The sequence below is a fragment of the Amycolatopsis sp. Hca4 genome, assembly GCF_013364075.1.
GTDB lineage: Bacteria > Actinomycetota > Actinomycetes > Mycobacteriales > Pseudonocardiaceae > Amycolatopsis.
Window position 1 is genome coordinate 4,606,449 of record NZ_CP054925.1, and the last position, 22,523, is coordinate 4,628,971.

At 73.0% G+C, this 22,523-nt stretch carries 18 protein-coding genes and 1 pseudogene; 10 read left to right on the forward strand and 9 right to left on the reverse strand.

Translation table 11 applies throughout. From position 1 onward, the window contains the following. Positions 1 to 34: 34 nt before the first annotated feature. Positions 35 to 484 (forward strand): DUF1931 family protein, encoded by a 450-nt coding sequence (locus HUT10_RS20130; RefSeq protein ID WP_176172638.1) that lies wholly within the window; start codon positions 35 to 37, stop codon positions 482 to 484. A gap of 9 nt (positions 485 to 493) precedes the next feature. Here the strand turns inward: HUT10_RS20130 and HUT10_RS20135 are convergent, their stop codons facing one another. After that, positions 494 to 5,125: a DUF6531 domain-containing protein gene (locus tag HUT10_RS20135; protein WP_176172639.1), complete on the reverse strand. Its 4,632-nt coding sequence runs from the start codon at positions 5,123 to 5,125 to the stop codon at positions 494 to 496. 307 nt (positions 5,126 to 5,432) lie between these two features. Beyond that, positions 5,433 to 5,795 (reverse strand): MerR family transcriptional regulator, encoded by a 363-nt coding sequence (locus HUT10_RS20140; protein ID WP_176172640.1) that lies wholly within the window; start codon positions 5,793 to 5,795, stop codon positions 5,433 to 5,435. A gap of 52 nt (positions 5,796 to 5,847) precedes the next feature. Here HUT10_RS20140 and HUT10_RS20145 point away from each other — a divergent pair, with 52 nt between their 5' ends. Next, positions 5,848 to 6,621, forward strand: a complete 774-nt coding sequence (locus HUT10_RS20145; protein ID WP_176172641.1) for an SDR family oxidoreductase — start codon at positions 5,848 to 5,850, stop codon at positions 6,619 to 6,621. A 12-nt stretch (positions 6,622 to 6,633) separates the two neighbouring features. Here the strand turns inward: HUT10_RS20145 and HUT10_RS20150 are convergent, their stop codons facing one another. Then, the gene (locus HUT10_RS20150) at positions 6,634 to 7,713 is read right to left on the reverse strand and encodes a helix-turn-helix domain-containing protein (protein ID WP_176172642.1); all 1,080 of its coding nucleotides are present in this window, start codon (positions 7,711 to 7,713) and stop codon (positions 6,634 to 6,636) included. Between the two features lie 99 nt (positions 7,714 to 7,812). On the opposite strand from HUT10_RS20150, the gene HUT10_RS20155 reads away from it, so the two are divergent. Further along, positions 7,813 to 8,997: an MFS transporter gene (locus HUT10_RS20155; RefSeq protein WP_176172643.1), complete on the forward strand. Its 1,185-nt coding sequence runs from the start codon at positions 7,813 to 7,815 to the stop codon at positions 8,995 to 8,997. A gap of 223 nt (positions 8,998 to 9,220) precedes the next feature. Here the strand turns inward: HUT10_RS20155 and HUT10_RS20160 are convergent, their stop codons facing one another. After that, the gene (locus HUT10_RS20160; protein WP_176172644.1) at positions 9,221 to 12,067 is read right to left on the reverse strand and encodes an AAA family ATPase; all 2,847 of its coding nucleotides are present in this window, start codon (positions 12,065 to 12,067) and stop codon (positions 9,221 to 9,223) included. Between the two features lie 112 nt (positions 12,068 to 12,179). Between HUT10_RS20160 and HUT10_RS20165 the strand changes: the two genes are divergently transcribed. The 3 genes from HUT10_RS20165 (at position 12,180) to HUT10_RS51865 (ending at position 16,104) form a co-directional block, all read left to right on the forward strand. Continuing rightward, positions 12,180 to 14,075 (forward strand): DHA2 family efflux MFS transporter permease subunit, encoded by a 1,896-nt coding sequence (locus HUT10_RS20165; protein ID WP_176172645.1) that lies wholly within the window; start codon positions 12,180 to 12,182, stop codon positions 14,073 to 14,075. Beyond that, positions 14,072 to 15,712: an AMP-binding protein gene (locus HUT10_RS20170; RefSeq protein WP_176172646.1), complete on the forward strand. Its 1,641-nt coding sequence runs from the start codon at positions 14,072 to 14,074 to the stop codon at positions 15,710 to 15,712. Before HUT10_RS20165 ends, HUT10_RS20170 begins: the two co-directional genes overlap by 4 nt. Before the next feature lie 266 nt (positions 15,713 to 15,978). Beyond that, positions 15,979 to 16,104, forward strand: coding sequence for a hypothetical protein (locus tag HUT10_RS51865; protein WP_303246971.1), 126 nt, complete (start codon positions 15,979 to 15,981; stop codon positions 16,102 to 16,104). Positions 16,105 to 16,107: 3 nt separating this feature from the next. Here the strand turns inward: HUT10_RS51865 and HUT10_RS20175 are convergent, their stop codons facing one another. After that, positions 16,108 to 16,701, reverse strand: a complete 594-nt coding sequence (locus tag HUT10_RS20175) for a TetR/AcrR family transcriptional regulator (protein ID WP_176172647.1) — start codon at positions 16,699 to 16,701, stop codon at positions 16,108 to 16,110. Positions 16,702 to 16,758: 57 nt separating this feature from the next. On the opposite strand from HUT10_RS20175, the gene HUT10_RS20180 reads away from it, so the two are divergent. Continuing rightward, complete coding sequence (locus HUT10_RS20180) at positions 16,759 to 17,634, forward strand: alpha/beta fold hydrolase (protein ID WP_176172648.1); 876 nt, start codon at positions 16,759 to 16,761, stop codon at positions 17,632 to 17,634. A gap of 11 nt (positions 17,635 to 17,645) precedes the next feature. Here the strand turns inward: HUT10_RS20180 and HUT10_RS20185 are convergent, their stop codons facing one another. Further along, positions 17,646 to 18,785 carry an NAD(P)/FAD-dependent oxidoreductase gene (locus HUT10_RS20185; RefSeq protein WP_176172649.1) on the reverse strand — a complete coding sequence of 380 codons (1,140 nt, stop codon included), beginning with the start codon at positions 18,783 to 18,785 and terminating at the stop codon, positions 17,646 to 17,648. 126 nt (positions 18,786 to 18,911) lie between these two features. Between HUT10_RS20185 and HUT10_RS20190 the strand changes: the two genes are divergently transcribed. After that, positions 18,912 to 19,589: a TetR/AcrR family transcriptional regulator gene (locus HUT10_RS20190; protein WP_176172650.1), complete on the forward strand. Its 678-nt coding sequence runs from the start codon at positions 18,912 to 18,914 to the stop codon at positions 19,587 to 19,589. Here the strand turns inward: HUT10_RS20190 and HUT10_RS51105 are convergent. Both HUT10_RS51105 and HUT10_RS51110 read right to left on the reverse strand, forming a co-directional pair. Continuing rightward, positions 19,586 to 20,080 (reverse strand): YafY family protein, encoded by a 495-nt coding sequence (locus tag HUT10_RS51105; RefSeq protein WP_254896951.1) that lies wholly within the window; start codon positions 20,078 to 20,080, stop codon positions 19,586 to 19,588. The genes HUT10_RS20190 and HUT10_RS51105 overlap by 4 nt on opposite strands. 337 nt (positions 20,081 to 20,417) lie before the next feature. Continuing rightward, a pseudogene (locus HUT10_RS51110) lies at positions 20,418 to 20,552 on the reverse strand (HTH domain-containing protein); the annotation flags it as partial. A 92-nt stretch (positions 20,553 to 20,644) separates the two neighbouring features. On the opposite strand from HUT10_RS51110, the gene HUT10_RS20200 reads away from it, so the two are divergent. Continuing rightward, the gene (locus tag HUT10_RS20200; protein ID WP_176172651.1) at positions 20,645 to 21,319 is read left to right on the forward strand and encodes an alpha/beta fold hydrolase; all 675 of its coding nucleotides are present in this window, start codon (positions 20,645 to 20,647) and stop codon (positions 21,317 to 21,319) included. A 17-nt stretch (positions 21,320 to 21,336) separates the two neighbouring features. Here the strand turns inward: HUT10_RS20200 and HUT10_RS20205 are convergent, their stop codons facing one another. Beyond that, on the reverse strand, positions 21,337 to 21,816 hold the full coding sequence (locus HUT10_RS20205) for an RDD family protein (protein WP_176172652.1): 480 nt from the start codon (positions 21,814 to 21,816) through the stop codon (positions 21,337 to 21,339). Between the two features lie 136 nt (positions 21,817 to 21,952). Between HUT10_RS20205 and HUT10_RS20210 the strand changes: the two genes are divergently transcribed. After that, entirely contained in the window at positions 21,953 to 22,435 is a 483-nt protein-coding gene (locus HUT10_RS20210) for a hypothetical protein (protein WP_176172653.1), read from the forward strand. The last annotated feature ends 88 nt before the right edge of the window (positions 22,436 to 22,523 follow it).

The window sequence follows — 22,523 nt, forward strand, 5'->3', positions numbered from 1 at the left end:
CTGGGCCCATGGACCATCACGCACAGGAGGCCTGATGCCGGTCATGGGTGCGGCCCGGTTCGAACGGTTCTTCCGGATGGCCGCGAGCCTCGACGTCGACAAGAGCGATCTGAAACGGTACGACGAGTTCCTGGACCGCAAGATCCACGACCTCTTCGTCGCCGCCGAAGCCACGGCCAAGGCCAACCGGCGGGACGTCATCGAGCCGCGCGACCTGCCGATCACCAAGGGGCTTCAAGAACGCATGCACGAATTCGCCAAGCTGGAGGAAGACCTGGAAGTCGTGCCGCTGCTCGAGCAGCTCCTGGCGCGTCCCCCGCTCGGCCTCGCGCTCTCCGAAGACGCCGAGGCGCGGCTGCCGGCCGTTGCCGGTGGGCTCAGCGTTGCTCTCGCCGAGGCCTTCAAGGTCATCGACCCGCGGGTGAAGAACCCCGGGGCCGCCGAATGGGAGCAGGTCTTCCGGGTGTTCGACCTGCTCCTCTGAACCGGCCGCTCACTTGGGTGCGCGGTACGGGCGCTCGTAGTCGGTCCGGTCGTGGAACTTCGTGATGTCGCCCTTGCCGTCCGCCTTGAGGCGCGGGTACTCGGTCTCGTCGAACACGTTGTCCGGGCGCCGGTACGGGTAGACGTCGTGGCCCTTGCCGGGGTAGCTGGGGAAGACCACGTGCGTCTTGCCTGCCTCGGCGTTCTTGGCGAACGTGTCGGACACGTAGTCCCACTTCTCCTGGACCAGCGGCCGCCTCGGGTCGTTGGGGTCCTTGATCCAGCCCGGCATCTGGACCTTGTTGTCCTTGAGGGTGCCTTCCAGGGTGTTGCCGCCGTGCTTCTTCGCGATCTCGGTGGCCTTGTCCTCCATCGACCCGAGGTACTTGTCCGGGTTGTTCTTCCCGGGCACCCGCTCCATGTGGCCGCCGGACCAGAAGAAGTGCTTGTCGGCCTTCAGCATCTTGTCGAGTTCCGGCTTGAACTTCTCGAACTCTTCCTTGGTCATGTTGTCGACGCGGATGGGCTTCTTCCGCGGGCTCTTCCGGATCGCCGGCTGGGCCACCTGCTTGTTCTTGTTCCGGTCGCGCAACCGCTTCGCGCGGTCCTTCACCTTGCCCTTGAAACACCGCTGCGGCGCGAGGCCCAGCGGGTCGCTCTCGAGCAGCGGCTGGTCGACGTAGCCGACCGGGTTGGGCGCCGCGGCGAGGCCGAGGGGGTCCTGGCTGAGGTACCGCGTGGTCCGGGGGTCGTAGTAGCGGAAGACGTTGTAGTGCAGCCCCGTCTCCTCGTCGCGGGTCTGCCCCGGGAACGCCAGCGGCATCGACGCGGTGTCGGCGCCGGCCGCCGGCACGCCCCAGAAGCTGCTGCGGTCCTGCCAGACCAGCGTCCCCCGCTCGTCGAGCAGCTCGGTCGGCGTGCCCGCGGGCGAGGTGATCACCACCCGGAACCGGGCCTCCTCGGCAACGCCGGTGTGCTCGACCTGCACGACGGGGCGATCGTCGCCGAAGCGCTCCCACGTGAGGAACCGGTAGGCCCCGTCCGCCGGGCGGTGCTCCACCTGCTCGACGAGGTTCAGCTCGCTCCACAGGAACCGCACGTCCAGCGCGAGCTCGGGCTGCCCGTCCGGGCCGCTCACCCAGCACCGCTTGGCGAACCGCCGTCCGATCGGGTCGTAGTGGTAGGTCCAGAGCGCGCCGTCGGGCGTGCGCGCCGAACGCAGCCGGTCGAGGTGGTCCCACGTGTAGCTGCACGAGCGGTCGCCGTGGCGCCAGCCGGTGACGCGGCCGTGGGCGTCGCCGTCGAAGTGGATGTCCCCGATGCGGGCGAGCCGGTTGCGCTCGTAGCCGCGCGGGCCCGGCGGTGACGGGGCCGTCGCCGAGGTGATGTTGCCCGCGGCGTCCCGGGTGAACCGCTCCACGACGTCCGGCCCGTGCGCCTCGCTGACCCGGCCCGCCGGGTCGTAGGAGAACCGCCACGGCCGGATCTCGTCGTCGACGCCGGCGAGCCTGCCGTCCGGGCGGTAGCGGTAGGTGCGCCGCCCGACGCCGGCGACGTCCTCCTCGGCGAGGCGGTCCTCCTCGTCGAACCGCCGCCGGAGCACCACCTCGCCGTCGACGCTGCGGACGACTTCCCGCTCGGCTTCGTCGTAGCCGAATTCGACGTCGTGACCGGCGATCCGCAGCGCCTTGGGCAGGCCGGACTCCGTGAAACGCCACTCACTGTCCACACCGGACGAGGTCCGGCGGATCACTGTGCCACCCTCGTCTCCCTCGTCGCGCCAGCACACGCCGAGGCCGTTGATCGTGTCGGTGATGACCCGGTCACCGCCGTCGCGGCGGATCTCGACGCGCGACTCGGCGTTCTCGGCGGCGACCAGCCGGCCGAGCGGGTCGTAGGAGTAGGTCGTGACGTCGTCGGGGGTCCGCCGCGCCACGACGTTGCCCTCGAGGTCGTAGTCGTACTCGACCACCTGGTCCGCGCCGGTGGTCATGCGGCGCAGCTGTCCTGCCGCGTCGTGGGTGTAGGTGGTCCGCCGCCCGTCGAAGTCGGTCTCTTCGACGAGCCGTCCGGCCGCGTCGCGGACGTAGTGCCAGGTGAGACCGGCCGGGTTGGTCACCGAGGTGAGCCGCAACTCGCCGTCGTAGGTGAACAGCGTGCGCGCGCCCGCGGCGTCGGTCTCCTCCATGACCAGGCCGAACGGGCCGTGCTTGCGGCGCCGCGGCGCCCCCGCCGCGTCGCGGTATTCGACGACGTTGCCTTCCGCGTCGTGCACCCACGTCTCGCGGCCGCCCTGCGGGCCGAGCCGCCAGGCGCGGCGGCCGTCGGCGGTCCAGCCGAGCCGCGCGGCCCCGCCGGACGCCGTGTGCGCCAGGCGCGGGCGGCCGTAGGAGTCGCGGTCGCCGGGACGGGCCGCCCGGTCGGTCGCGGGCGCGTCCTCGAACGGGTCGGCCGGCTCCAGGACGTCCACCGGCAGCCCGTTGCCGAGCAGGCTGGTGGCCGGGTCGAACCCGAACACCAGCCGCTCGAGCACGTCGTCGCCTTCGCCGGCCAGCAGCCACGTCGCGCCGTCTTCGGCCGGGGTCAGCCGCACGGCGGGCGCCCCGGGGCGGTGGATGGCCACCAGCCCGTCGTCGTCGTATTCGTAGCGGGTTTCGCGGCCCAGTTCGTCCACTTGGGACAGCAGTTCGTCCCGCCGGTTCCATTCGTAGCGCCGGGAACCGCCGAGCGGGTCGATGCGCTCGATCAGCTGGTGGGCCGGGTTGAGGCGGTAGGTCCAGGTGTGGCCGAGGGCGTCGGTGTGCCGGGTCGCGCCGGGTTCGTAGGCGAAGGCGGCGTTGTAGTAGCCGTTCGCGCCCACCGCACGGACGCAGCGGCCCGCGGTGTCGTAGACGTACCGGTACCAGGTGCCGACCCGGTCCTGCCAGCCGACGAGCCGGTGGTCGAAGTCGTAGTCGAGCGCCATCGAGCGGCCCGCGAAGTCCGTCACCGCGCTCAGCTGGGTGTGCCGGTTGTACGAGAACCGCACCACCGGCGGCTGCCCCGGCGCCCCCAGCGCGACGATCCGCCCCCGCGCGGTGCTGACCAGGATTTCGACGCCGCCGGGCCGGCGGAGCCTCGTGGGTGCGCCGTCGGGGGCGTACTCGATTTCGGTGCGCTCGCCGCCCTGTTCGATGGCCGTGACCGGCAGAACACCGCCGGTGCCGGAGAAATGCAGCTCGCGCTCGCCGGCCTTGAGCAGGTAACCCTGCGGCACGCGGCGGAGCCGGAACCGCGGTCCCTGCGCCGGCAGCACGGGCTCTTCGCCAGGGACGGGGTAGTCCAGCACCATGCCGTCTTCGGCGTAGAACCGGACCCGGTGCGCGTCGAACTCCAGCCGCTGGTCCCATGTGGACGTCCACGATGGACCGAACCACCGGCCGGCCCGGTAGGACGACAGGTGCGTGCGGGAGATCTCCAGGTCCGCGGCCTCGCCGGGCAGGGTGAGGTCGACCTGGGTCATCACGACCTCGCCGGTCGCGACGTCGATCGGGTCGCCGCAGTAGTTCTTCGACTTGTCGGGCGTGGAACGGTCGGCTTTGTCCTTCTTCGCGGTGTCGTTGCGGCCGCCCTTGTCCGCCTTGCCCCCGCTTCCGGCACCGCCGGCGGTCGTCTGGTCGCCGTCGTTCTTGGGGGCGCTGCGGTCCGGGCCGTTGTCGGGACCCTTGTGGCCGTCGCCTTTCGCGCCGGACGAGCTGGTGCCGTCGCCCTTCGCGCCGGACGAGCCGGTGCCGTCGCCCTTCGCTCCCGAGGTCGAGGTGCTATCGTCGTCGTGCGGTTTGTCCTTCTTGGTGTCGGGGCCGCTCTTCTGCTTGATGTCCTTGGTGGGCTTCGGGACGTCGGCCTTGCCGGGCTTGATCTTGCGCAGCGCCTTGGCGGCGTCGTCGAACAGCGTGCCGGCCTTCTTGAGCAGCGGGACGAGCGCCTTCAGCGCCGTGACGAGCCTCTTGGTGAGGTCGGCGATCTTCGACGCGGTCTTGGCGACCGCGGCGACGACCTGCGGCACCACCCAGGTCAGGCCGATGCCGAGGGTGAACACCACCTGCAGCGCCCAGCTGATGAGGTGGCCGACCAGCTCGGCGATGATGTCGCGGACGAGCATCCGGACGGCGGCGACGACCTCGCCGGCCGTCTTGACCCCGCTGGAGGCGCCTTCGCAGCCCTTCTGGGCGGCGGTGAGGATGTCGACCGTGTCGGCGGCCCGGCTGCGGTACTGGTCGGCGGCGTTCCCGGTCCACGACTGCAGGTCGGCCTTGACCATGTCGGTCAGGTCCTGGCCGACGGCCCCGAGCTCCTTGGCGACGTTCGCCCACGTCTCGGACTGGGCCTTGATCTGGTCGGCGTCCCCGGTCAGCGCGTCGAGCGCGGCGGACAGCGGGCCGACGTGCTCCAGCAGCCACCCGACCCCGGCGGCGAGGATCGCCCCGAAGGGGTCCAGTGCCATGGAGAGCGTGTCGAGCGCGACCCCGACGGCGCCCATCGCGATCGAGGCCCAGTCGCCCTTTTCGATGCCCTCTTTGAGGTCGTTCGCGGACTCCAGCAGCGGCAGCCCGGAGATGGCCGTGGTGGAGTCTTTGCGCTCCGCTACCAGCGGGTTCGCCATGGCATCCGTCCCTTTTCACGGTTCACGATGACCACCGGCTCCCACCGTGACGGCGGCGCGCACCACGGGCGCCGCCGACCAGGCTTGTGACCGGGTAGCGTCGATCTCCCCGAGGTGACTTTAGCGAGTCTTGCCCGCCAACCGGGGGTTAACAACGGCGGAACTGCGCGGAAGTCCCAGCGGAAGGGCCCGTTCGCACCAGCGCATCGGCGCTGTTCCGACGGGCGGCGGATGCGAGGCCGGACCGGCGTGCACGGCGGCCGGACGGAGCCGGCCGAGACACATCAGCGGCCGTGAAAGCGTTCGGTCAGCGGGCCGGGCGTGCCTCGTAACCGTCGGCGAGATATGTGTCCAACCGCCGTCGGCGTGCAGCTATCTGTTGCTCCTGCCGCACGAGTTCGTCGCGGACCCGCTGGACTCGCGCCAACAGTTCCGCGCAGTCGTCACGGGGATGCGTGTCTCCCGCGCACGGGATGATCTCCCGGACCACTTCCGAAGACAGACCGGCGTCGAACATGTCCTGGACGAACGCGACCACCTCGATCGATTCGGGGCCGTACTCGCGGTAGCCGTTGGGTCGGCGCTCGCTGCGCAGCAGGCCCTGCTGCTCGTAGTACCGCAACGCCCGGGTGCTGACGCCGGTCGCCTTGCTCAGCTCGCCGATGCGCATGGCTCAGTTCACCTTGACCTTGACACCGACGTCAAGGTTTAGCGTCGAAAGCATGATCACAGCAGCGCAGATGCGTGACAAGTTCGCCGTCGTCACCGGTGCCTCCACCGGTATCGGGGCCGCTCTCGCCGAGCGGCTGGCCGCCTCCGGCATGCACCTCGTCCTGGTCGCGCGCAGCGCCGGCAAGCTCGACGAGGCGGCCGCGCGGCTGAGCCGGCAGCACGGCGTGACCGTGCGTGCCGTCGCCCTCGACCTCGCCGATGCCGACGCGCCCGCGCGGCTGGCCAAGACCTTGGCCGACGAGGGCATCGAGGTGGAGATCCTGGTCAACAACGCCGGGGTCAGCACGCGCGGGCCGGTGCTCGACGGCGATCCGGCCCGGTTCCGGGCCATGATCGACCTCAACGTCACCGCACTGACCGAGCTGACCACGCTCCTGATGCCCGCGATGGTCGCCCGTGGTCACGGGGCCGTCGTCAACGTCGCCAGCACCGGCGGGTACCTCCCCGCCCCCCACCTGGCGGTGTACTCGGCGACCAAGGCGTACGTCGTCTCGCTCACCCAGGCGCTGTGGGCCGAGACCCGGAGCACCGGGGTCCGGGTGGTGGTGGTCAGTCCCGGTCCCACGAAGACGCCGATGAACCCGCGCGGCACGCGGAGCGCCGAGGCGGTCGCCGCCACCGTGGTGCGCGCCCTGGCGGGTACGGGACCGGCGGTCGTCGACGGCAGGCTCAATGCGCTGACCGCTTTCCTCTTCGGCCGGGTGCTGCCGCGGCGGCTGAGCCTCGCCGTCGCGCGGCGGGTGCTGGCCAGAGGCGACGTCTGAACCGAAGGCTGCTCAACGCAGTACGGCCGTCAGCAGGTCGGACCCCAGCCCGGCCAGGTCGGGCAGGTTGACGGTGTACCGGACGTAGCGGCCCTGCCGCTGGGCCGTCAGCAGGCCCGCCCGGCGCAGGACGACCAGGTGGCGGGACACCTCCGGGGGCGAAAGCGCCCACGCGTCGGCCAGCTCGCCGGTGGTGTGCGGACCGCGGGCCAGGGTGCGCAGCAGCCGCAGCCGGACCGGGTGCGCGAGCGCCTCCAGGCGGCGCGTGACCGTCTCCAGGGAGACCGGCTCCCCCGGCCCGGCGACGGGGTACTGCACCACCGGCTGCCACCCGGGAGCGTGGATCGCCACCAGGTGCGGGTGCCCGAAGACGCTGGGGAGGAACGTGACGCCGGTGCCGCGGGCGCTGGTCGCGTTGTCCTGCAGCTTGTCCACGACGATGCTGTCGCCGTCCGGCGCCAGGGTGACGGATCCGGAGACCGACGCGAGGGCCGCCGCGACGCCCTTGTGCTCGAGCAGGTCGTTCTTCAGGCGCAGGTCGGCGGCGAGCCGGACGGCGACGTTCGGCCAAGCGGCGTCGAAGAAGGCTTCGCCGCACTGCTCGAGCGTTTGCCGCACCCGCGCGCGCACGGCCGCGGGGTCGGTGAGCAGCCGTTCCGCGAAGGCCTCCTGGAGGGCGCCGCGGGCCTGGGCGAGGTCCAGGGCACGCTCGCGGGCCGTCACGTCGGCGAGCGGTGACGGCGCTCCGAAGTGGACCCGGTTGCTGCCGCAGGTGGTGATGAGCGCGGCGGCCACGTAGGTTTCGTCGTCGATCCGGTCCACCTCGTCCAGTTCCCCGGCGAGCGTCGGCCGGGGGCGGGCGGGGACCAGGAAGTCGGCCCGGGAGGAACGCCAGAGGAACTCCGCCTCCCTGAGCCGTTCGGCCAGCTCCGGCCGGAGCCCGGCCCACACACCCGCGGCCCAGCCGCCGAGCTGCGGGTGGTGCCCGGGCTCGGCCAGCACGTGCAGCATCGCCGTCAGCTCGGCCAGCGGGGAGGCGGCGAACCGCAGCCGCTCGGGCGGCAGGCCGGCGATGTCGATCCTCACCGTCATCCCCGCATTCTCGCCGGGCGGCCCGCCGTCGACCGCGTCGGTTGACGGAGTTCGTCAGCCGGCGCGGCGACACCGGCGTCCGGACGCACTGTCGACCCCATGACGACCAAGATCCGGCCGCACGCCCTCATCCGGGCTTCGGGAGGCCCCCGCTACGCCGTCGCGCTGGCCGTGGACGCGCTCGGCACCGGCCTGCTGCGGCCCTTCCTGCTGCTCTACGGCGTGACGGTGCTGGGGCTGTCCGCGTCGGCCACCGGCATCGCCATGACGGCCGGGGTCGTCACGGGCCTGCTGTGCGTGCCCGCCGTGGGTCGCTGGCTGGACCGGGGTGCCCGCAGCACGGCCGTGGCCGCGTCGATGCTGGTGCGGGTCCTGGGGGTGGCGCTGCTGCTCGCCACGCCGGCGGGCCACGTCTGGCCGTTCGCGACGGCGGCGCTGTTCCTCGGCATCGGCAACCAGGCGTGGCCGGCCGCCCACGCGGCGGTCGTGGCCACGATCGCCCACGGGCGGGAACGCGACGCCGCGCTCGCCGGCGGGCGTGCCCTGCGCAACGCCGGCCTGGGTGTGGGCGGGCTGCTGGCCACCGTCTGCCTGGCCGGCGGCACCACGGCGTTGCAGGCGCTGGCCGTCGGCACCGGGCTCGCCTACCTCACCGCGGCCGCCTTGGCGTGGTCGGTCCGCCTGCGCGCGCAGCCGGCCGCCGCCCCGGCCGTGACGGACGTGCCCGCACCGGCGATGGGCACGCTCCTGGCCGCCAACGTGATCTACGTCTTCTGCCTCAACGTCCCCGAAATCGCGCTCCCGCTGGTCCTGGTGACCCAGTTGCACACTTCCCCGATGTGGCCGGCGGCGATCTTCGTGGCGAACACGGTGCTGGTGGTCACCCTCCAGGTGCCGGTCACCGTCCTGCTGAGCCGCCTCTCCCGGCGGACCGCGCTGGCCCTCGCCGGCGTGGTGCTCACCGCGTCCTACCTCGGCTTCCTCGCGGCCACCGCGTGGGGAGGCGGCTGGAGCGCCCCGGCGGTCGCCGCGGTGTCGGTGCTCTGCACGATCGGCGAGATCGGCTACGCGGGAACCGTCACCGCGCTCGTCGCGGCCGTCGCCCCGGCACACGTCCTGGGCCGCGCCCTCGCCCGGCTCCAGGTCTCCACGGGCTTCGGCTTGGCGGTCTCCCCCGCGATCATCACCACTCTCGCTGCCCGCGGCCCGGTTGTTCTCTGGGGCAGCCTCGCCGCCGCAACGCTCGCCGCCGCAACGGCGGTGGCCACCGAGCACGGCAGCTGAGCCGGTGGTGGATTTCGGGGCCTTAACGGGTGTCGCCGGAGGCGCGCAGGGCGGCGGCGATTTCGTCGCGGCCGTCGTCCTGGGCCGGGCCCTCGCCCGGCTCCAGGTCTCCACGGGCTTCGGCTTGGCGGTCTTCCCCGCGATCATCACCACTCTCGCTGCCCGCGGCCCGGTTGTTCTCTGGGGCAGCCTCGCCGCCGCGACGGCGGTGGACTTCCGGGCCTTAAGGGGTGTCGTCGGAGGCGTGCAGGGCAGCAGCGATTTCGTCGCGGCCGTGGATGCGGAGTTTGCGGTACGTGTTGCTGAGGTGCCATTCGACGGCTTTCACCGTGATGAACAGGGAATCCGCGATCTGGCGGTTCGTCCGGCCGTCGGCGGCGAGCCGGGCCACCCGGCTTTCGCTCGGCGTCAGCTCCGCCGTGGTGTCACGGCGGGAGGGCGGCCGGCCGCCGGCGAGGTGTAGTTCCTCGCGCGCTCGGCGCGCGAGGTGAGCCGCCCCAAGGGTTTCCGCCGAGGCGAGGGCGTCGCGCAGGGTCTTGCGGGCTTCGGCCGGGCGGCCCGCGCGGCGGACAGCCGCACCCAGCTCGACGAGCGTCGTGGCGTGCTCGAGGTGTGCCGCACAGCCGGCATGGAGGCCGGCCGCGGAGCGGAGGAGTTCGATCGCCCGGTCGCCGCGGGACAGCAGGCCGGCGGCGCGGCGGGCGACGCCGATGGCCCTTGGGGCGCCGAAGCTTTCGGCGAGGGCGAGCTCCTCGCCGACGAGCGTCTCGGCGGCATCGCGGCGGCCGAGGCGCAGCGCGGCCAGCGCGGCCTCCGAACGCCAGGACAGCATCACCGGGTTGCGCTGGCCGATCTCGACGAGGTGCTGCCCGCAGGCGGTGAACGCCCGCAGGGCCTCGGCGTCCCGGCCGCGCCGGGCGGCGACCCGGCCGGTCGCCGCGAGGCGCCAGGCCGCGAAGAGCCCGAAGGGCGTGGCGTGCTCCTCGACCGCCGCGAGCACGGTCTCGGCCTGGTCGGGGTCGTCCTCCTCGAGGAGCGCGGTGACCAGGCAGAGACCGGCCGCCGAGACGTACATGTGCCCCACGCTCTGCCAGACGTCGAACGCCGTGCGGGCGTCGTGCTCGGCTTCGGCGACCGGGCCGGTCCACAGGGTCTGCCGGGCCCGGAACACCGCCGCGCCGGCGAGGGCGATCGTCGCCCCGCGGCGGCGCGCGTCCGCCAATGCGAGCTGGAATGCGTGCTCGGCCGTCGGGTAGTCGTCGCAGTAGCTGAGCGCGCCCATGGTGTGCCACAGCGCCTGGGAACCGGCGCCGGCCTCGGTGGCCAGGCGTCCCCCGGCGAACAGGTCCCGTGCGACGGTCAGCAGTTCGTCGCGGTTCCCGCCCGCGGCCAGCCGCATGATCATCGCCTTGCTGGTCAGGGCCCGGTCGGCCGGGCTGTCCAGCCGGGTCGGCCGGTCCAGGATCGCCTGTGTCCGCCGGTGCGCGTCGGCCGCGTGCTGCGGGCTCAGCATCGCCGAGGTCAGGTAGCCCGCCTCCAGAGCGGCGGCCAGCTCGTCACCTTCGCCGCCGAGCTCTGCCCGCCCGCGCAGGCACGCTTCGCAGGCCTCGTCGAGCCGTCCGCGGTCGTGCAGGAGCCGGCTCAGTTCGAGCAGCAGCGTCGCGCGGGTACGGGCGTCGCCGGCCAGTTCGAGAGCTTCCGTCAGGTGCGCGACGGCCTCCTGCCCGCCGGTGGCCCCTTCCGCGCGCCCCAGCTCGGCGAGCAGTTCCGGGCGCACCGCCGCCGGGGCCGGTTCCCGCAACGCCCGGGCGAGGTACCGCACCGCGGACGCGGGCGCGCCGCGGGCGAAGGCCCGTCGGGCCGACGCTCGCAGCGCGGTGACCACCTCGCCGTCCTCCGCCGGCAGCGATTCGAGCAGGTGGGCGGAGACGGACTCGGCCGCCGCGCCGTCCTCGGCCAGCAACGCGGCGGCCCGTCGGTGCAGCTGAGCGCGCCTGCGGGGCAGCAGCTCGTGGTAGACGGCGGTGCGCACCAGCGGGTGGATGAACTCCAGCGGGTCACCCGGTCTGAGCAGGTCCGCGTGCGTCAGCTCGTCCGCGGCGGCCGGTGCGGCGGCCGGGTCGACCTCCGCCAGTGCCGCGGCCAGCACCAGCGTGGCGTCGTTGTCGAAGACCGCGACCGCCCGCGCCAGCCGGCCGGCGGCCGGCGACAGGGCCGCCAGCCGGCGCCGCACCGAGTGGGCCAGCGAACGCGAGGCGAGCGCCACACCCCCGGCGAGGATCTCCGCGTCGGTGCCACCGGGCTGCGCTTCGATGGCCGCCAGCAGCTCCCGCAGGTGCAGCGGATTTCCGCCGGTCAGCTCCAGGCAGCGGCGGCAGAAGCCGTCGACGGCGTCCGGACGGCGACGGCGGACGAGCTCGGCGACCGCGTCCGGTCCCAGCGGCTCGAGCCGGCACACCCGCACGTCGGGATCGCCGGCCAGCTGGGCGAGCACCCCGTCCTCGCCACCGGTCCCCGGCCGGGTGGCGACCAGGACGGCGATCGGCAGGTCGGTCAGGCGGCCGAGCAGGAACGTCAGCCAGCGCAGCGACGGCCCGTCCACCCACTGGGCGTCGTCGACCGTGATCAGCAGCGGCGTCCGCTCGGCCAGCCGCACCGCGAGCCAGTAGAGCCCGTGCAGGATCGCGAACGCCGCATCGGACGCCGGCAGGTCGCCCGGCTCCTCGGCGGCACCGAGCACCAGCCGGGCCGCGGCCGCCGGACCGGTCAGCAGGTCGGCTTGCGCGTCGCCGCTCGCCCACCGTTCGAAGAGGGTCCGCGTGACACCCCAGGCGAAGGCCCGTTCCAGCTCGTGGCCACGCGCTCGCAGCACCAGGTGGCCCTGGTCGCGAGCCAGCGCGGCGGCGTGGTCGAGCAGCGCCGACTTCCCCAGTCCCGCGGCGGCTTCGGCCAGCAGCAACCCGCCCCGGCCCGCGTCGGCGGCGGCCACCAGCGCGGCCACCGCGGTCAGCTCACCGGCACGCTCCAGGAGTTCCGCCGGCCGGCGACCGGCGGCCGGTTCGGGCCGCACGAACCCGGATTCTGGCACGGTGGCCGCTCGGCGTACACCTCGCGAACCTGGGGTCGTACCTGGGGTTCCGCCCTAGTGCCCGCGAAGGTGACCGCCGCGCACGCTGCCTGGCATGAGCTTGTTCGCCCGGACCTTCGCCATCACCTCGTCGGCGTGGTTCCTCTTCGCACTGGACCGCTTGGCGGTCACCACCGCCCTGCCGGTGCTCCGGACCGACCTCGGCGCCGGCCTCGCGGGCGCCGAGTGGACCGTCAACGCCTACACCCTGTCCTTCGCCGTGCTGCTGCTGGCCGGGGCGGCGCTGGGCGACCGCTTCGGCCGTCGCCGCGTGTTCGCGATCGGACTGGCCGTCTTCACCGCCGGGTCGGCCGCGGCGGCGCTCGCGCCGGACGTCGGGACGCTGGTGGCGGCCCGCGCGGTCCAGGGCGCCGGCGGGGCGGTCTTCGCGCCGCTGTCCCTGACGTTGCTGAGCGCGGCGGCCCCGGCGGCCCGCCGTGGCGCGGTGCTCGGCGCGTGGGGCGGGGTCGGCGGCCTCGGGGTGGTCGCCGGGCCGCTGCTGGGCGGCGCCCTCACGAGTTTTGCCGGCTGGCCGTGGATCTTCTGGCTCAACGTCCCCCTCGGCCTGGTGCTGGTGCCGGTGGCCCGGCGGTACCTGCGGGAAAGCCACGGGCCGCACGGCCGGCTCGACCTGCGTGGCGTCGCGCTCAGCGGCGCCGGGGTGTTCGGCGTGGTGTGGGCGGTGATCCGGGCGGGCGGTGACGGCTGGGCCCGCCCGGACGTGCTGGTGGCGCTGGTGTCCGGCGTCCTGGCCCTGGTGCTGTTCGTGGCCTGGGAGACGCGGGCGCCGGCACCGATGCTGCCGATGCGCTTCTTCCGGCACCGGGCCTTCGCCGCGGCCAACCTCACCGCGCTGCTGAAGTACGCGGCCCTCTTCGGCGGGCTGTTCCTGGTCACCCACCTGCTGCAGACCGGCTTGACCGCCTCGCCGCTGGAGGCGGGACTGCGCATGCTGCCGATGGTCGTCATGCCGATGCTGCTGACGCCGCTGGCCGGTGTCCTGTCCGACCGGTGGGGCACGCGTCCCTTGCTGGCCCTCGGGGTGGGGCTGGTCGCCACCGGCCTGGCCTGGCTCGCGGCCGTGACCGCGCCGGGCGTGGGCTACGGCGTGCTGGTGCCCGGGCTGGTCGTGCTGGGTACCGGTTCGGCGCTGTTCTTCGCCCCGGCGGCCGCCACCGTCCTCGGCGCGGTGGCACCGGATGAGCAGGGGCAGGCTTCCGGCGCGACGACCGCCGTGCGGGAGATCGCCGTGGTCCTCGGGGTCGCGGTGCTCGCCTCGGTCTTCGCCGCCCACGGCGATCTCGGTTCACCCGCCCGGCTCGTCGACGGCGTGGTGCCGGCGCTGTGGGTCGGCGCGGCGCTGGCCGGTGCCGGCGTGCTGGCGACGCTCGCCCTTCCCCGCGCCGGCAGCCTGCGGGTGCGGGTGGCCCTGGCGGACGACCACGCGACGATCCGCGAGGTGCTCGGGGCCGCCTACGCCCAGTACGCGGGCGAAATCTCCCCCGCGGTGTGGGACGCCTACCGCGCCGATCTGCTCGACCTCGACCGCCACGCCCGCCTGGGGCAGCTGCTCGTCGCGGAGGTCGGCGGGAAGATCGCCGGCTACGCGGCGTTCTACCCGGACGCCACCGTGCAGAACCTGGGCTGGCCGGGTGGCTGGGCCAGCGGCCGGGGCATGGGCGTGCACCCCGGCTTCCGCGGCCGGGGCGTGGCCGACGCGCTGATGGCCGCGCTGGAAGACCGGGCCCGCGCGTCGGGCGCCCCCGTCTTCGCCTTCCACACCTCCGGCTTCATGACCGCGGCGCTGGCGCTCTACGCGCGTCTCGGCTACCGCCGCGCGCCGGAGTTCGACCGCGACATGAACGCCCACTACGGCCTCAACGCCTGCCGGCCATGGCCGGCGCTCGCCTACCGCAAGGACCTGCCCACACCCACCGGAGGAACACGATGACCACCCTGTCCCACACCCGCGGCGCGACCGATCTCCCGCTCCTGGAGGAGACAATCGGCGACAACTTCGACCGCACCGCCGCCCTTCACGGTGACCGCGACGCCCTCATCGAGCACGCGACCGGCAGGCGCTGGACGTACACCCGGCTCAAGGCCGACGTCGACGCGCTCGCGCTCGGCCTGATCCGGCTGGGCGTCGGGAAGGGCGACCGGGTCGGCATCTGGTCACCCAACTGTCCCGAATGGACGGTGCTGCAGTTCGCCACGGCCAAGATCGGCGCGATCCTGGTGTGCCTCAACCCGGCGTACCGGACGCACGAACTGTCCTACGTGCTCACCCAGGCCGGCATCCGCACGCTCGTCGCCGCGGCCGGCTTCAAGGGCGCGGACTACGCCGCGATGCTCGACGAGGTGCGGCCGGCCTGCCCGGACCTGCGTGCCGTGCTGGTGATCGGCAGCCCGGAGTGGGACGCGCTGCCCGACCGCGACGGCGACCCGCAGGTGCTGGCGCGGCGGCAGGCGGCGCTGTCCCCGCACGACGCGATCAACATCCAGTACACCTCGGGCACCACCGGCCACCCCAAGGGCGCCACCCTCACCCACCACAACATCCTCAACAACAGTTTCCTGACCGCCGAGGTCTGCGGGATCACCGAAGCCGACCGGGTCTGCATCCCCGTCCCGCTGTTCCACACGTTCGGCATGGTGATCGGCAACCTCGGCGCCACCACGCACGGCGCGTGCATGGTCTACCCCGCCACCGGGTTCGACCCCGAAGCCACCCTCGCCGCGGTCGCCGAACATCGCTGCACCGCCCTTTACGGAGTGCCGACGATGTTCATCGCCGAACTGGCGGTGCCCGGGTTCGACGGCTTCGACCTGTCCAGCCTGCGCACCGGCGCCATGGGCGGCTCGCCGTGCCCGATCGAGGTGATGAAGCAGGTCGTGACCCGGATGGGCATGACGGAGGTGACGATCATCTACGGCATGACCGAGACCTCGCCGGTGTCCACCCAGACCCGCGTCGACGACCCGCTCGACCGCCGGGTGGCCACGGTGGGCCGGGTGCACCCGCACGTCGAGATCAAGGTCGTCGACCCGGAGTCCGGCCGGACCGTGCCGCGCGGCGAGCCGGGTGAGCTGTGCACGCGCGGCTATTCGGTGATGCTCGGCTACTGGGACCAGCCGGACAAGACCGCCGAGGCGATCGACACCGCAGGCTGGATGCACACCGGCGACCTCGCCACGATGGACGAGGACGGCTACGTCAACATCACCGGCCGGCTCAAGGACATGGTGATCCGGGGCGGCGAGAACGTCTACCCGCGGGAGATCGAGGAGTTCCTCCACACCCACCCGGACATCCACGACGTCCACGTCATCGGCGTCCCCGACCGGCGGTACGGCGAGGAGATCATGGCCTGGATCAAACCGCGTCCCGGCGCCGCCGGGCTCAGCGCCGAGACCGTCCGGTCGTTCGCCGCCGGGAAGCTCGCGCACTACAAGATCCCCCGCTACGTCCACCTCGTCGACGACTTCCCGATGACCGTCAGCGGCAAGGTGCGCAAGGTCGAAATGCGCGCCACGGCGATCGAGCTCCTCGGCCTCGACGGGGCGGCGGCGGTCGAACACGCCTGAAGACCGCGGCTCGGGTCAGTCCCTCGAGCCGGCAGTCCCCGGGATCGGGTTCCTCCCGGAGAGGTCCGGGCACGGCGTGGTCGTCAACGTCGGCAGCGGCACCGGTTCGTTCGGCCGCGTCCACGACCCGGCGCGGCTGGAGTCCAGCCTCGTCGAGGTCCCCTACACGGCGTCGAAAGCGGCGCTCTCGATGCTGACGGTGCAGTACGCGAAGGCCTTTCCTGGCCTGAGGATCAACGTCGTCGACCCCGGGCCCAGGCGACCGGATGAACCCGCCGCCCGGGGTGCAGCCGGTCGAGGCCGGCGCGGCACCGATCGTGCGGGCCGCGCAGTTCGGGCCGGACGATCCCACCGGCGGTTTCCTGGACGCCGACGGGATTCCGCCGTGGTAGCTCTCAGGGTGCCCGCTGTTCGATGGCCGGCCACAGGGCGTCCAGCGCCGAGTTCACCAGCCTGACGCGCGGCACCGCCGGGTGGTCGTACCACCAGAGCGCGAGGGCGCGCAGGGAGGCGGCGATGATCTCGATCAGCATTTCGGTGTCGAGATCGTCGGTGGCCAGCGCCCCGGTGACGAACGGGGTCAGCGCGGCCCGGCTCGCGCGCGTGGCGTCGACCTGCGCCTGGCGGGCTCCCTCGTCGGCGGTGGCGACCTGGAACAGGACGGGGATCGACCTGCGGCGCCGCTCGACGTGGGCGAACCAGGCGTCGAGCGACGCGGCGAACCGCTCCCGCAGGGGTTCCGGGGCGGCGAAGGTGACCTCCCAGGCGGCGCGCAGCCGGCCGTACTCGGCGGCGAGCACCTCCTGGAACAGGGCGAGCTTCGACGGGAAGTGGTCGTAGAGCACCGGCGCCGAGATCCCCGAGCGCCGGGCGATCTCGTCGACCGGCGCACCGTCGTACCCGCGTTCGGCGAAGACCTCGGTCGCGTTCTCGACGATCACCGCGCGCCGCTTCTCCGCGGACATCCGCCGCTTGGGCTCCCTTGACATCCCGACGGCTCCTGTCTGATGCTTAACCTAACGATCACTAGGTTAGCGGGTGAAGCCATGGCCGACCAGCTCACGGAATGGCACGGGCAGGGCAAGACGACGAGCGTGCCGGTGCGGGGTGTGCCCCGCGCGGTGTTCCGCCGGGTGACCGGGAGCGGCAGCCCCCTCTTCCTGCTGCACGGCTTCCCGGCGTCGTCGTTCGAGTGGGCCGGGGTGGAGCCGCTGGTGGCGCGCCGGCACACCGTCGTGACGTTCGACTTCCTCGGCTTCGGCGCGTCCGAGAAGCCGAAAAAGCACCGCTACAGCTTCTTCGAACAAGCCGATCTGACCCAAGCGCTGATCGCATCACTCGGCTTCGAGGCGGTCACCTTGGTCGCGTACGACTACGGCGCGATCGTGGCTTCGGAGCTCCTCGCCCGTGAGCTGCCGTTCCGGATCGACCGGTGCGTGTTCCTGAACGCGGGGCTGTACGCCGACCAATATCGGCCGCGCCTGATCCAGCGGGCCTCGCTGTGGCCGGTGGCCGGCCGCCTGCTCGCCCGTTCCCTGACCGAGCGGCAGTTCGTCCGGTCGTGGTCCCGGGTGTTCTCCCCCGAGCACCCGTTGGACCCCGGAACGGCTGCGCTGCACTACCGCGCGCTGCGCGCGGGCGACCCGGACCCCGACCTGACCGCACGGCTGCTGCGGTACATCCCCGAGCGCGCGGCTCATCGTGACCGCTTCGAGCCGGTTTTCACCGGCACTGAAGTTCCCCTGTCGTTCCTGTGGGGGATGCGCGATCCGGTTTCCGGGCCGCGGATCGCGCGGGAACTGCGCAGCCGCAAGCCGGACGCCGACCTCGTCGAGTACGCGGACGCCGGCCACTGCCCGCACCTCGAGACACCCGAGCGGGTGGCCACGGACATCCTCACCAGAACCGGCTTGCGCTCCTGAGGGTCTGACACCTACGCCGATCCGGCACCCACCCCCTCGAAGAACCTGATCATCCGCACCGGGCCGCCGTCGACGAACATCATGTCGAGGCCGTTCTGCGACGCCGCCGCGGCTTCGGCGGCGCGGGGGAACATCCCGGCCTCGTAACGCGCCAGCGCGGTTTCGACGTCGGCGCGACCGAGGAGCTCGCGGGCCAGGTCGGCGCCGTCGATCAGGGCGATGTTGGCGCCTTCGCCCGCGAACGGCGACATGACGTGCGCGGCGTCGCCGAGCAGGGTCACGCCGGGGACCCGCTCCCAGCGCAGGCCGGTCGGGAGCGCGTGGATGGGCCGGGGCCAGATGGCGTCGTCGTCGCACTCGCGGATCAGGTCGGTCAGCGCCGGGGCCCAGCCGGCGTACTCGCGCACCAGCCCCGCACGGACGGATTCCGTTTCGTGCCAGTCGATCCCGCTGTCGGTGACCCAGTTCTCGGGCACGCGCAAGCCGCAGCCGAACGCGATCGTGTCACCTCCGTGGCCACCGATGTACTTGTGGTCCGACAACGCGAAGAAGGTTCCCCTACCGGCGATCGCGAGTGCCTCGGGGTGCTTGGCCGCCGCGTCGGCCAGGCGCAGTTCGACCACCGTGATCCCCGTGTAGTGCGGCTTGACCGGGGTCAGCAGCGGCCGGATCCTCGACCACGCGCCGTCCGCGCCGACGACGAGATCGGCACGGGTCACCGAGCCGTCCGCGAACTCCAGCGTGTGTCCCGCCTCGGCCGGCCGTGCGGCGACGACCTTGCGGCCCCAGGCGATCGTGCCCGGCCGCAGCGACTCGACGAGCAGCCGCCGCAGTTCGGCCCGGTCGATTTCCGGACGGCCGTTGCCGCCCGCCGGTTCGCGCCGGTCGATGTGGACGCGTCCGGTCTTGTCGAGCAGGCGGACGTCTTCACCACCGACGTGCGTACGAGCGCGGAACTCCTCGTACAGGCCGGCTTCCTCGAGCGCGACCTGCCCGGTGTCCTCGTGGATGTCGAGCGAGCCGCCCTGCCGGCGGGCGTCCGGTGTGGCGTCCGTTTCGTAGACGGTGACGGGAATTCCGTTCCGCTGGAGAATGCGCGCGCAGACGAGCCCGCTCAGGCCCGCGCCCACGATGGCGATGCGTGTGGACATGCCGATTCACCCCTGTCCCGATGGAGAAAGCGTTTCCGTGGCCGGCGGCCACCCCGCGAACAGTAGGCTTAACGAACCCTGTTCGTCAACTTGACGAACAGGGTTCGCGAGGGCTATCGTCCGGTGGTGCCCCACCGTGATCCCTTCGGCGCCGCCGAGGTCGAAAGCCGTCGCCGCGCGGCGAAACCGCTGCTGAGCCGCGACGCGATCATCGAGGAGGCGCTGCGTCAGCTCACGTCGGACGACGGGGTCATGAGCCTCCGCAAGATCGCGAAGGCCCTCGACACGGGCCCGGCTTCGCTCTACGCGCACGTCTCCGACCTGAGCGAACTGCAGGCGCTCGTCCTGGACCGCGCGCTGGAAGCGGTCGAGGTCGGCACGGCCGAAGGTTCCTGGCGCCACCGGCTCGAGGAACTTCTCCGCTCCTACACCGGAGTCCTGATGAGCAGCCCGGCCGTCGCCCTGATGGCCGTCCGGACCACCGCTGTCGGACCGAACGCGCTGCGCATCACCGAAGCCCTGCTCGAATTGCTGGCCGAAGCCGGTGTGGACCAGGCGAACGCGGCGTGGGCCATCGACCTGCTGACCGCGTTCGCCACCGCGATCGCGGCGGAACACGCCCAAGGCCCGGACCCGGGAGCGCCGGACGGCCCCGTCGCCCAGGCGATCAACCGCGCCCCGGCGGAGGAGTACCCGCGAGTCCACGCCGCACGGAAGGACATCGTGTCCGGCACCGGCGAGGAGAGGTTCGCCTGGTCGATCGACGTCCTCGTCCGCGGGATCCTCTCGCGCGCGCAGTCCTAGCTGTCTTGCGGCGGCAGCGCCGCGGCGAAGCGTGCTGCCACGTCCGCGACCGCGGCGCGCAGCTCCGGTCCGCCCTCGACGTGGAAGGGGAACGGCACCGCCGCCAGCCACTCCTGGGCGTACATCGCCGGGTTTCCGGTGCTGCCGATGAGAACGCACCCGTCCCCCGCCGGGTGCAGCCGGCCCATCGGCGGGCGGATCCAGGGGGCCACCTCGGCCGGCGGGGCGTCGAACACGACGCGGGTGGGGAACTCCCAGCCCGTGCCCAGGTTCTCCTCCAGTGCCGCGACCGGGTCGAGGTCCTCGGGCGGCTCGAACTCGTGTCCGGTCCGGCTCACCGTGCGGATCCGGTCCACCCGGTACGTGCGGGTGGCGGCCGCCCGGTGGGAGTGGCACAGCAGGTACCACCGACCGTGGCGGACCACGACCGCCCACGGGTCCACTTCGGACTCCCAGGCGCGGCCGGCCTCGCTCCGGTAGGCGATCAGCACCCGGTGCCTGGCCGCGACGGCGGCGACGAGGACGCTGGTCGTCGCCGGGTCCGGGCGGGCCGAGGTCCGGTCGGGCGCGGCCGTGGCGTGCTCGCGCAGGGCCGCCGCCTGCTTGCCGACGTTCTCCGGCAGCGCCTGGATGACCTTGCCGAGAGCCGCCCCGACCGGGGTCGCCGGCTTCGGTGGCGGCCGGCTGGCCGTCGAGCACCGCCATGACCAGGCCCAGCGCCTCGGCCTGGGTGAACACGATCGGCGGGAGCTTCGTCCCGCGCCGGAGCCGGTAGCCGCCGTGCGGGCCCCGCGCGGACTCGACGTCGATGCCCGCCTCGCGGAGGATCCCGACGTAGCGGCGGGCGGCGCGTTCGGTGACGCCGAGCCGGACGGCGAGCTGTTCGGCCGTCGTGCCGGGGCGCGCCTGGAGGATCTCCAGCGCGCGCAGGGCCCGGGCGGTCGGGCTGAGCTCACTCGGCACCGGGGCAGGCTAGGCGATCGTCCGCTGAACCGGAAGCGGATTGTCCGGAATTGCCTCTAGCGTGGCACCCGACCGCACGAGAGGAACTGCTCATGGACATCCTGCTCATCCCCGGCCTGTGGCTCGACGGCGCCGCCTGGACCGGCGTCGCGGACACGCTCCGGTCGCTCGGCCACCGCCCGGTCCCGCTGACCCTGCCCGGCCAGGCCGACGCCACCCTCGACGACCAGGTGGCGGCCGTGCTCGCCGCCGTGGACGCGGCCGCCGGCGAGCCCGTGGTGGTCGGGCACTCGGCCGCGGCCACCCTGGCGTGGCTGGCCGCGGACGCCCGGCCGGGCAAGATCGCGAGGGTGGTCCTCGTCGGGGGCTTCCCGGGTGTCGACGGGAAGCCGTACGCCGACTTCTTCGAGCTGCGGGACGGCGTCATGCCGTTCCCGGGCTGGGCCCCGTTCGAGGGGCCGGACTCGGCGGACCTGGACGAGGAGGCCAAGCGCACCTTCGCGGCTGCCGCGATCCCCGTTCCGGCGGGGGTGGCCACCGGCACCGTCCGGCTGACCGACGAGCGGCGCTTCGAGGTGCCGGTCACGGTGGTGTGCCCCGAATTCACGCCGGCCGAGGTCAAAGCCTGGCTCGACGCCGGCGACCTTCCCGAGCTGGCACGGGTGAAGAATCTCGGCCTGGTAGACATCGATTCCGGGCACTGGCCGATGCACACGAAGCCGGCCGAGCTCGCCCACCTGCTCGCGGCGGCGGCGAAGCTGGGGTGACCGAGCAGGCCGGTGCTTCAGCCGAACAGGCTGAAGACGACGGCGAACCCGAACAACCACTGCTTGAGCAGCGGCCACAGCGTCGGTCCACCACCGGTGTCGAACCGGATCACGCGCAGTCCCAGCAACGCTTTGCCGAGCGACGCGGCGAAGAGCCGCTGGGCGAGCACCCGGTCGGCGAACGACACGACCAAGAAGCCGCCGATCAGCGTCAGGGTCACCGCTGTCGGGGTGGCCGCCGGCGTGCGCTGCACGGCAACGGCGGCCGCCACGGCCAAGCCGACGTGGACGGCGAACTCCAGCAGGGCCCCGAGCAACTCGCGGAGGGCACGCGGCGACGGGTACCGCGGATCCCGGCCGTCGGTGTGCGTCACCGGCAAGGGCACGCCCGGAGGCGGCCCGGACCGCCGCAGCCGGACGAGATCCCGGCGGCGCACGACCCGCAGGACGAAAGTCTCCCGCGGCGGAGCAGGTGCGGCGGACGGTGAAGTGGGCACGGCGAGCATGATGTCTCGCTCCCGGGCGCGGTGTGGGCGGATTCGCGAGCTCTTGCCTTCCGCTCACCTTCCGTCCAGCAGTCCACCTGAACCGAACGATGCGCACGGCGCGGGCGGACGTGCCACGATGTTCCGCATGCCCGAGGACGACTCCGCACCGCGCCCACCCGGTCCACAGTGGCCTCTGCTCGCCGCGGCGCTGCTCGTCCTGGCCGGCTGTGCGGCACCGGCGCCGGCGCCGGCCGAATCGCGCTTCCTCCCGGACGAGACGACCACGCAGTCGCCGGCGGAGCTGGAGGCCAACGCCGGCGTCCGGCTGCCGGCCGGCTCGCTCGTGCTGTCCGCGGCCCGCACGGCCCTCTCCGGCGGGCTGGAGTCACGGACCTTCGCCCAGATCCGGATGCCGGCCGGCGCCGTGGCGCGCTTTCTCACCGACAGCGGGCTCCCCGCCCTGACCCCGGGGCGCCGGACCGTCACCGACGAGGATGTCCCCGGCAGCGGCACCTGGCACCCCGACAAGGCCACCGACATCGCCGGAACCGGCGACGCCAGGCGCCGGGTCATGACGGAGAACACCAGCCCCGACGCGACCGTCTACCTCGTGGCCACGCAGAACTGACGACGGCGGCGCTGGTCACGGTCGTTCACCGGCGCGAGGTCCCCGGGGGCACGGCCGTCGCCCGGCGGCAACCCTCCCCGGGCCATAA

Bases quoted from the DNA above. Each gene is read 5' to 3' on its own strand.
- HUT10_RS20130 (WP_176172638.1), top strand. From the start codon at position 35: ATGCCGGTCATGGGTGCGGCCCGGTTCGAACGGTTCTTCCGGATGGCC.
- HUT10_RS20135 (WP_176172639.1), bottom strand. From the start codon at position 5,125: ATGGCGAACCCGCTGGTAGCGGAGCGCAAAGACTCCACCACGGCCATC.
- HUT10_RS20140 (WP_176172640.1), bottom strand. From the start codon at position 5,795: ATGCGCATCGGCGAGCTGAGCAAGGCGACCGGCGTCAGCACCCGGGCG.
- HUT10_RS20145 (WP_176172641.1), top strand. From the start codon at position 5,848: ATGATCACAGCAGCGCAGATGCGTGACAAGTTCGCCGTCGTCACCGGT.
- HUT10_RS20150 (WP_176172642.1), bottom strand. From the start codon at position 7,713: ATGACGGTGAGGATCGACATCGCCGGCCTGCCGCCCGAGCGGCTGCGG.
- HUT10_RS20155 (WP_176172643.1), top strand. From the start codon at position 7,813: ATGACGACCAAGATCCGGCCGCACGCCCTCATCCGGGCTTCGGGAGGC.
- HUT10_RS20165 (WP_176172645.1), top strand. From the start codon at position 12,180: ATGAGCTTGTTCGCCCGGACCTTCGCCATCACCTCGTCGGCGTGGTTC.
- HUT10_RS20170 (WP_176172646.1), top strand. From the start codon at position 14,072: ATGACCACCCTGTCCCACACCCGCGGCGCGACCGATCTCCCGCTCCTG.
- HUT10_RS51865 (WP_303246971.1), top strand. From the start codon at position 15,979: ATGAACCCGCCGCCCGGGGTGCAGCCGGTCGAGGCCGGCGCGGCACCG.
- HUT10_RS20175 (WP_176172647.1), bottom strand. From the start codon at position 16,701: ATGTCAAGGGAGCCCAAGCGGCGGATGTCCGCGGAGAAGCGGCGCGCG.
- HUT10_RS20180 (WP_176172648.1), top strand. From the start codon at position 16,759: ATGGCCGACCAGCTCACGGAATGGCACGGGCAGGGCAAGACGACGAGC.
- HUT10_RS20185 (WP_176172649.1), bottom strand. From the start codon at position 18,785: ATGTCCACACGCATCGCCATCGTGGGCGCGGGCCTGAGCGGGCTCGTC.
- HUT10_RS20200 (WP_176172651.1), top strand. From the start codon at position 20,645: ATGGACATCCTGCTCATCCCCGGCCTGTGGCTCGACGGCGCCGCCTGG.
- HUT10_RS20210 (WP_176172653.1), top strand. From the start codon at position 21,953: ATGCCCGAGGACGACTCCGCACCGCGCCCACCCGGTCCACAGTGGCCT.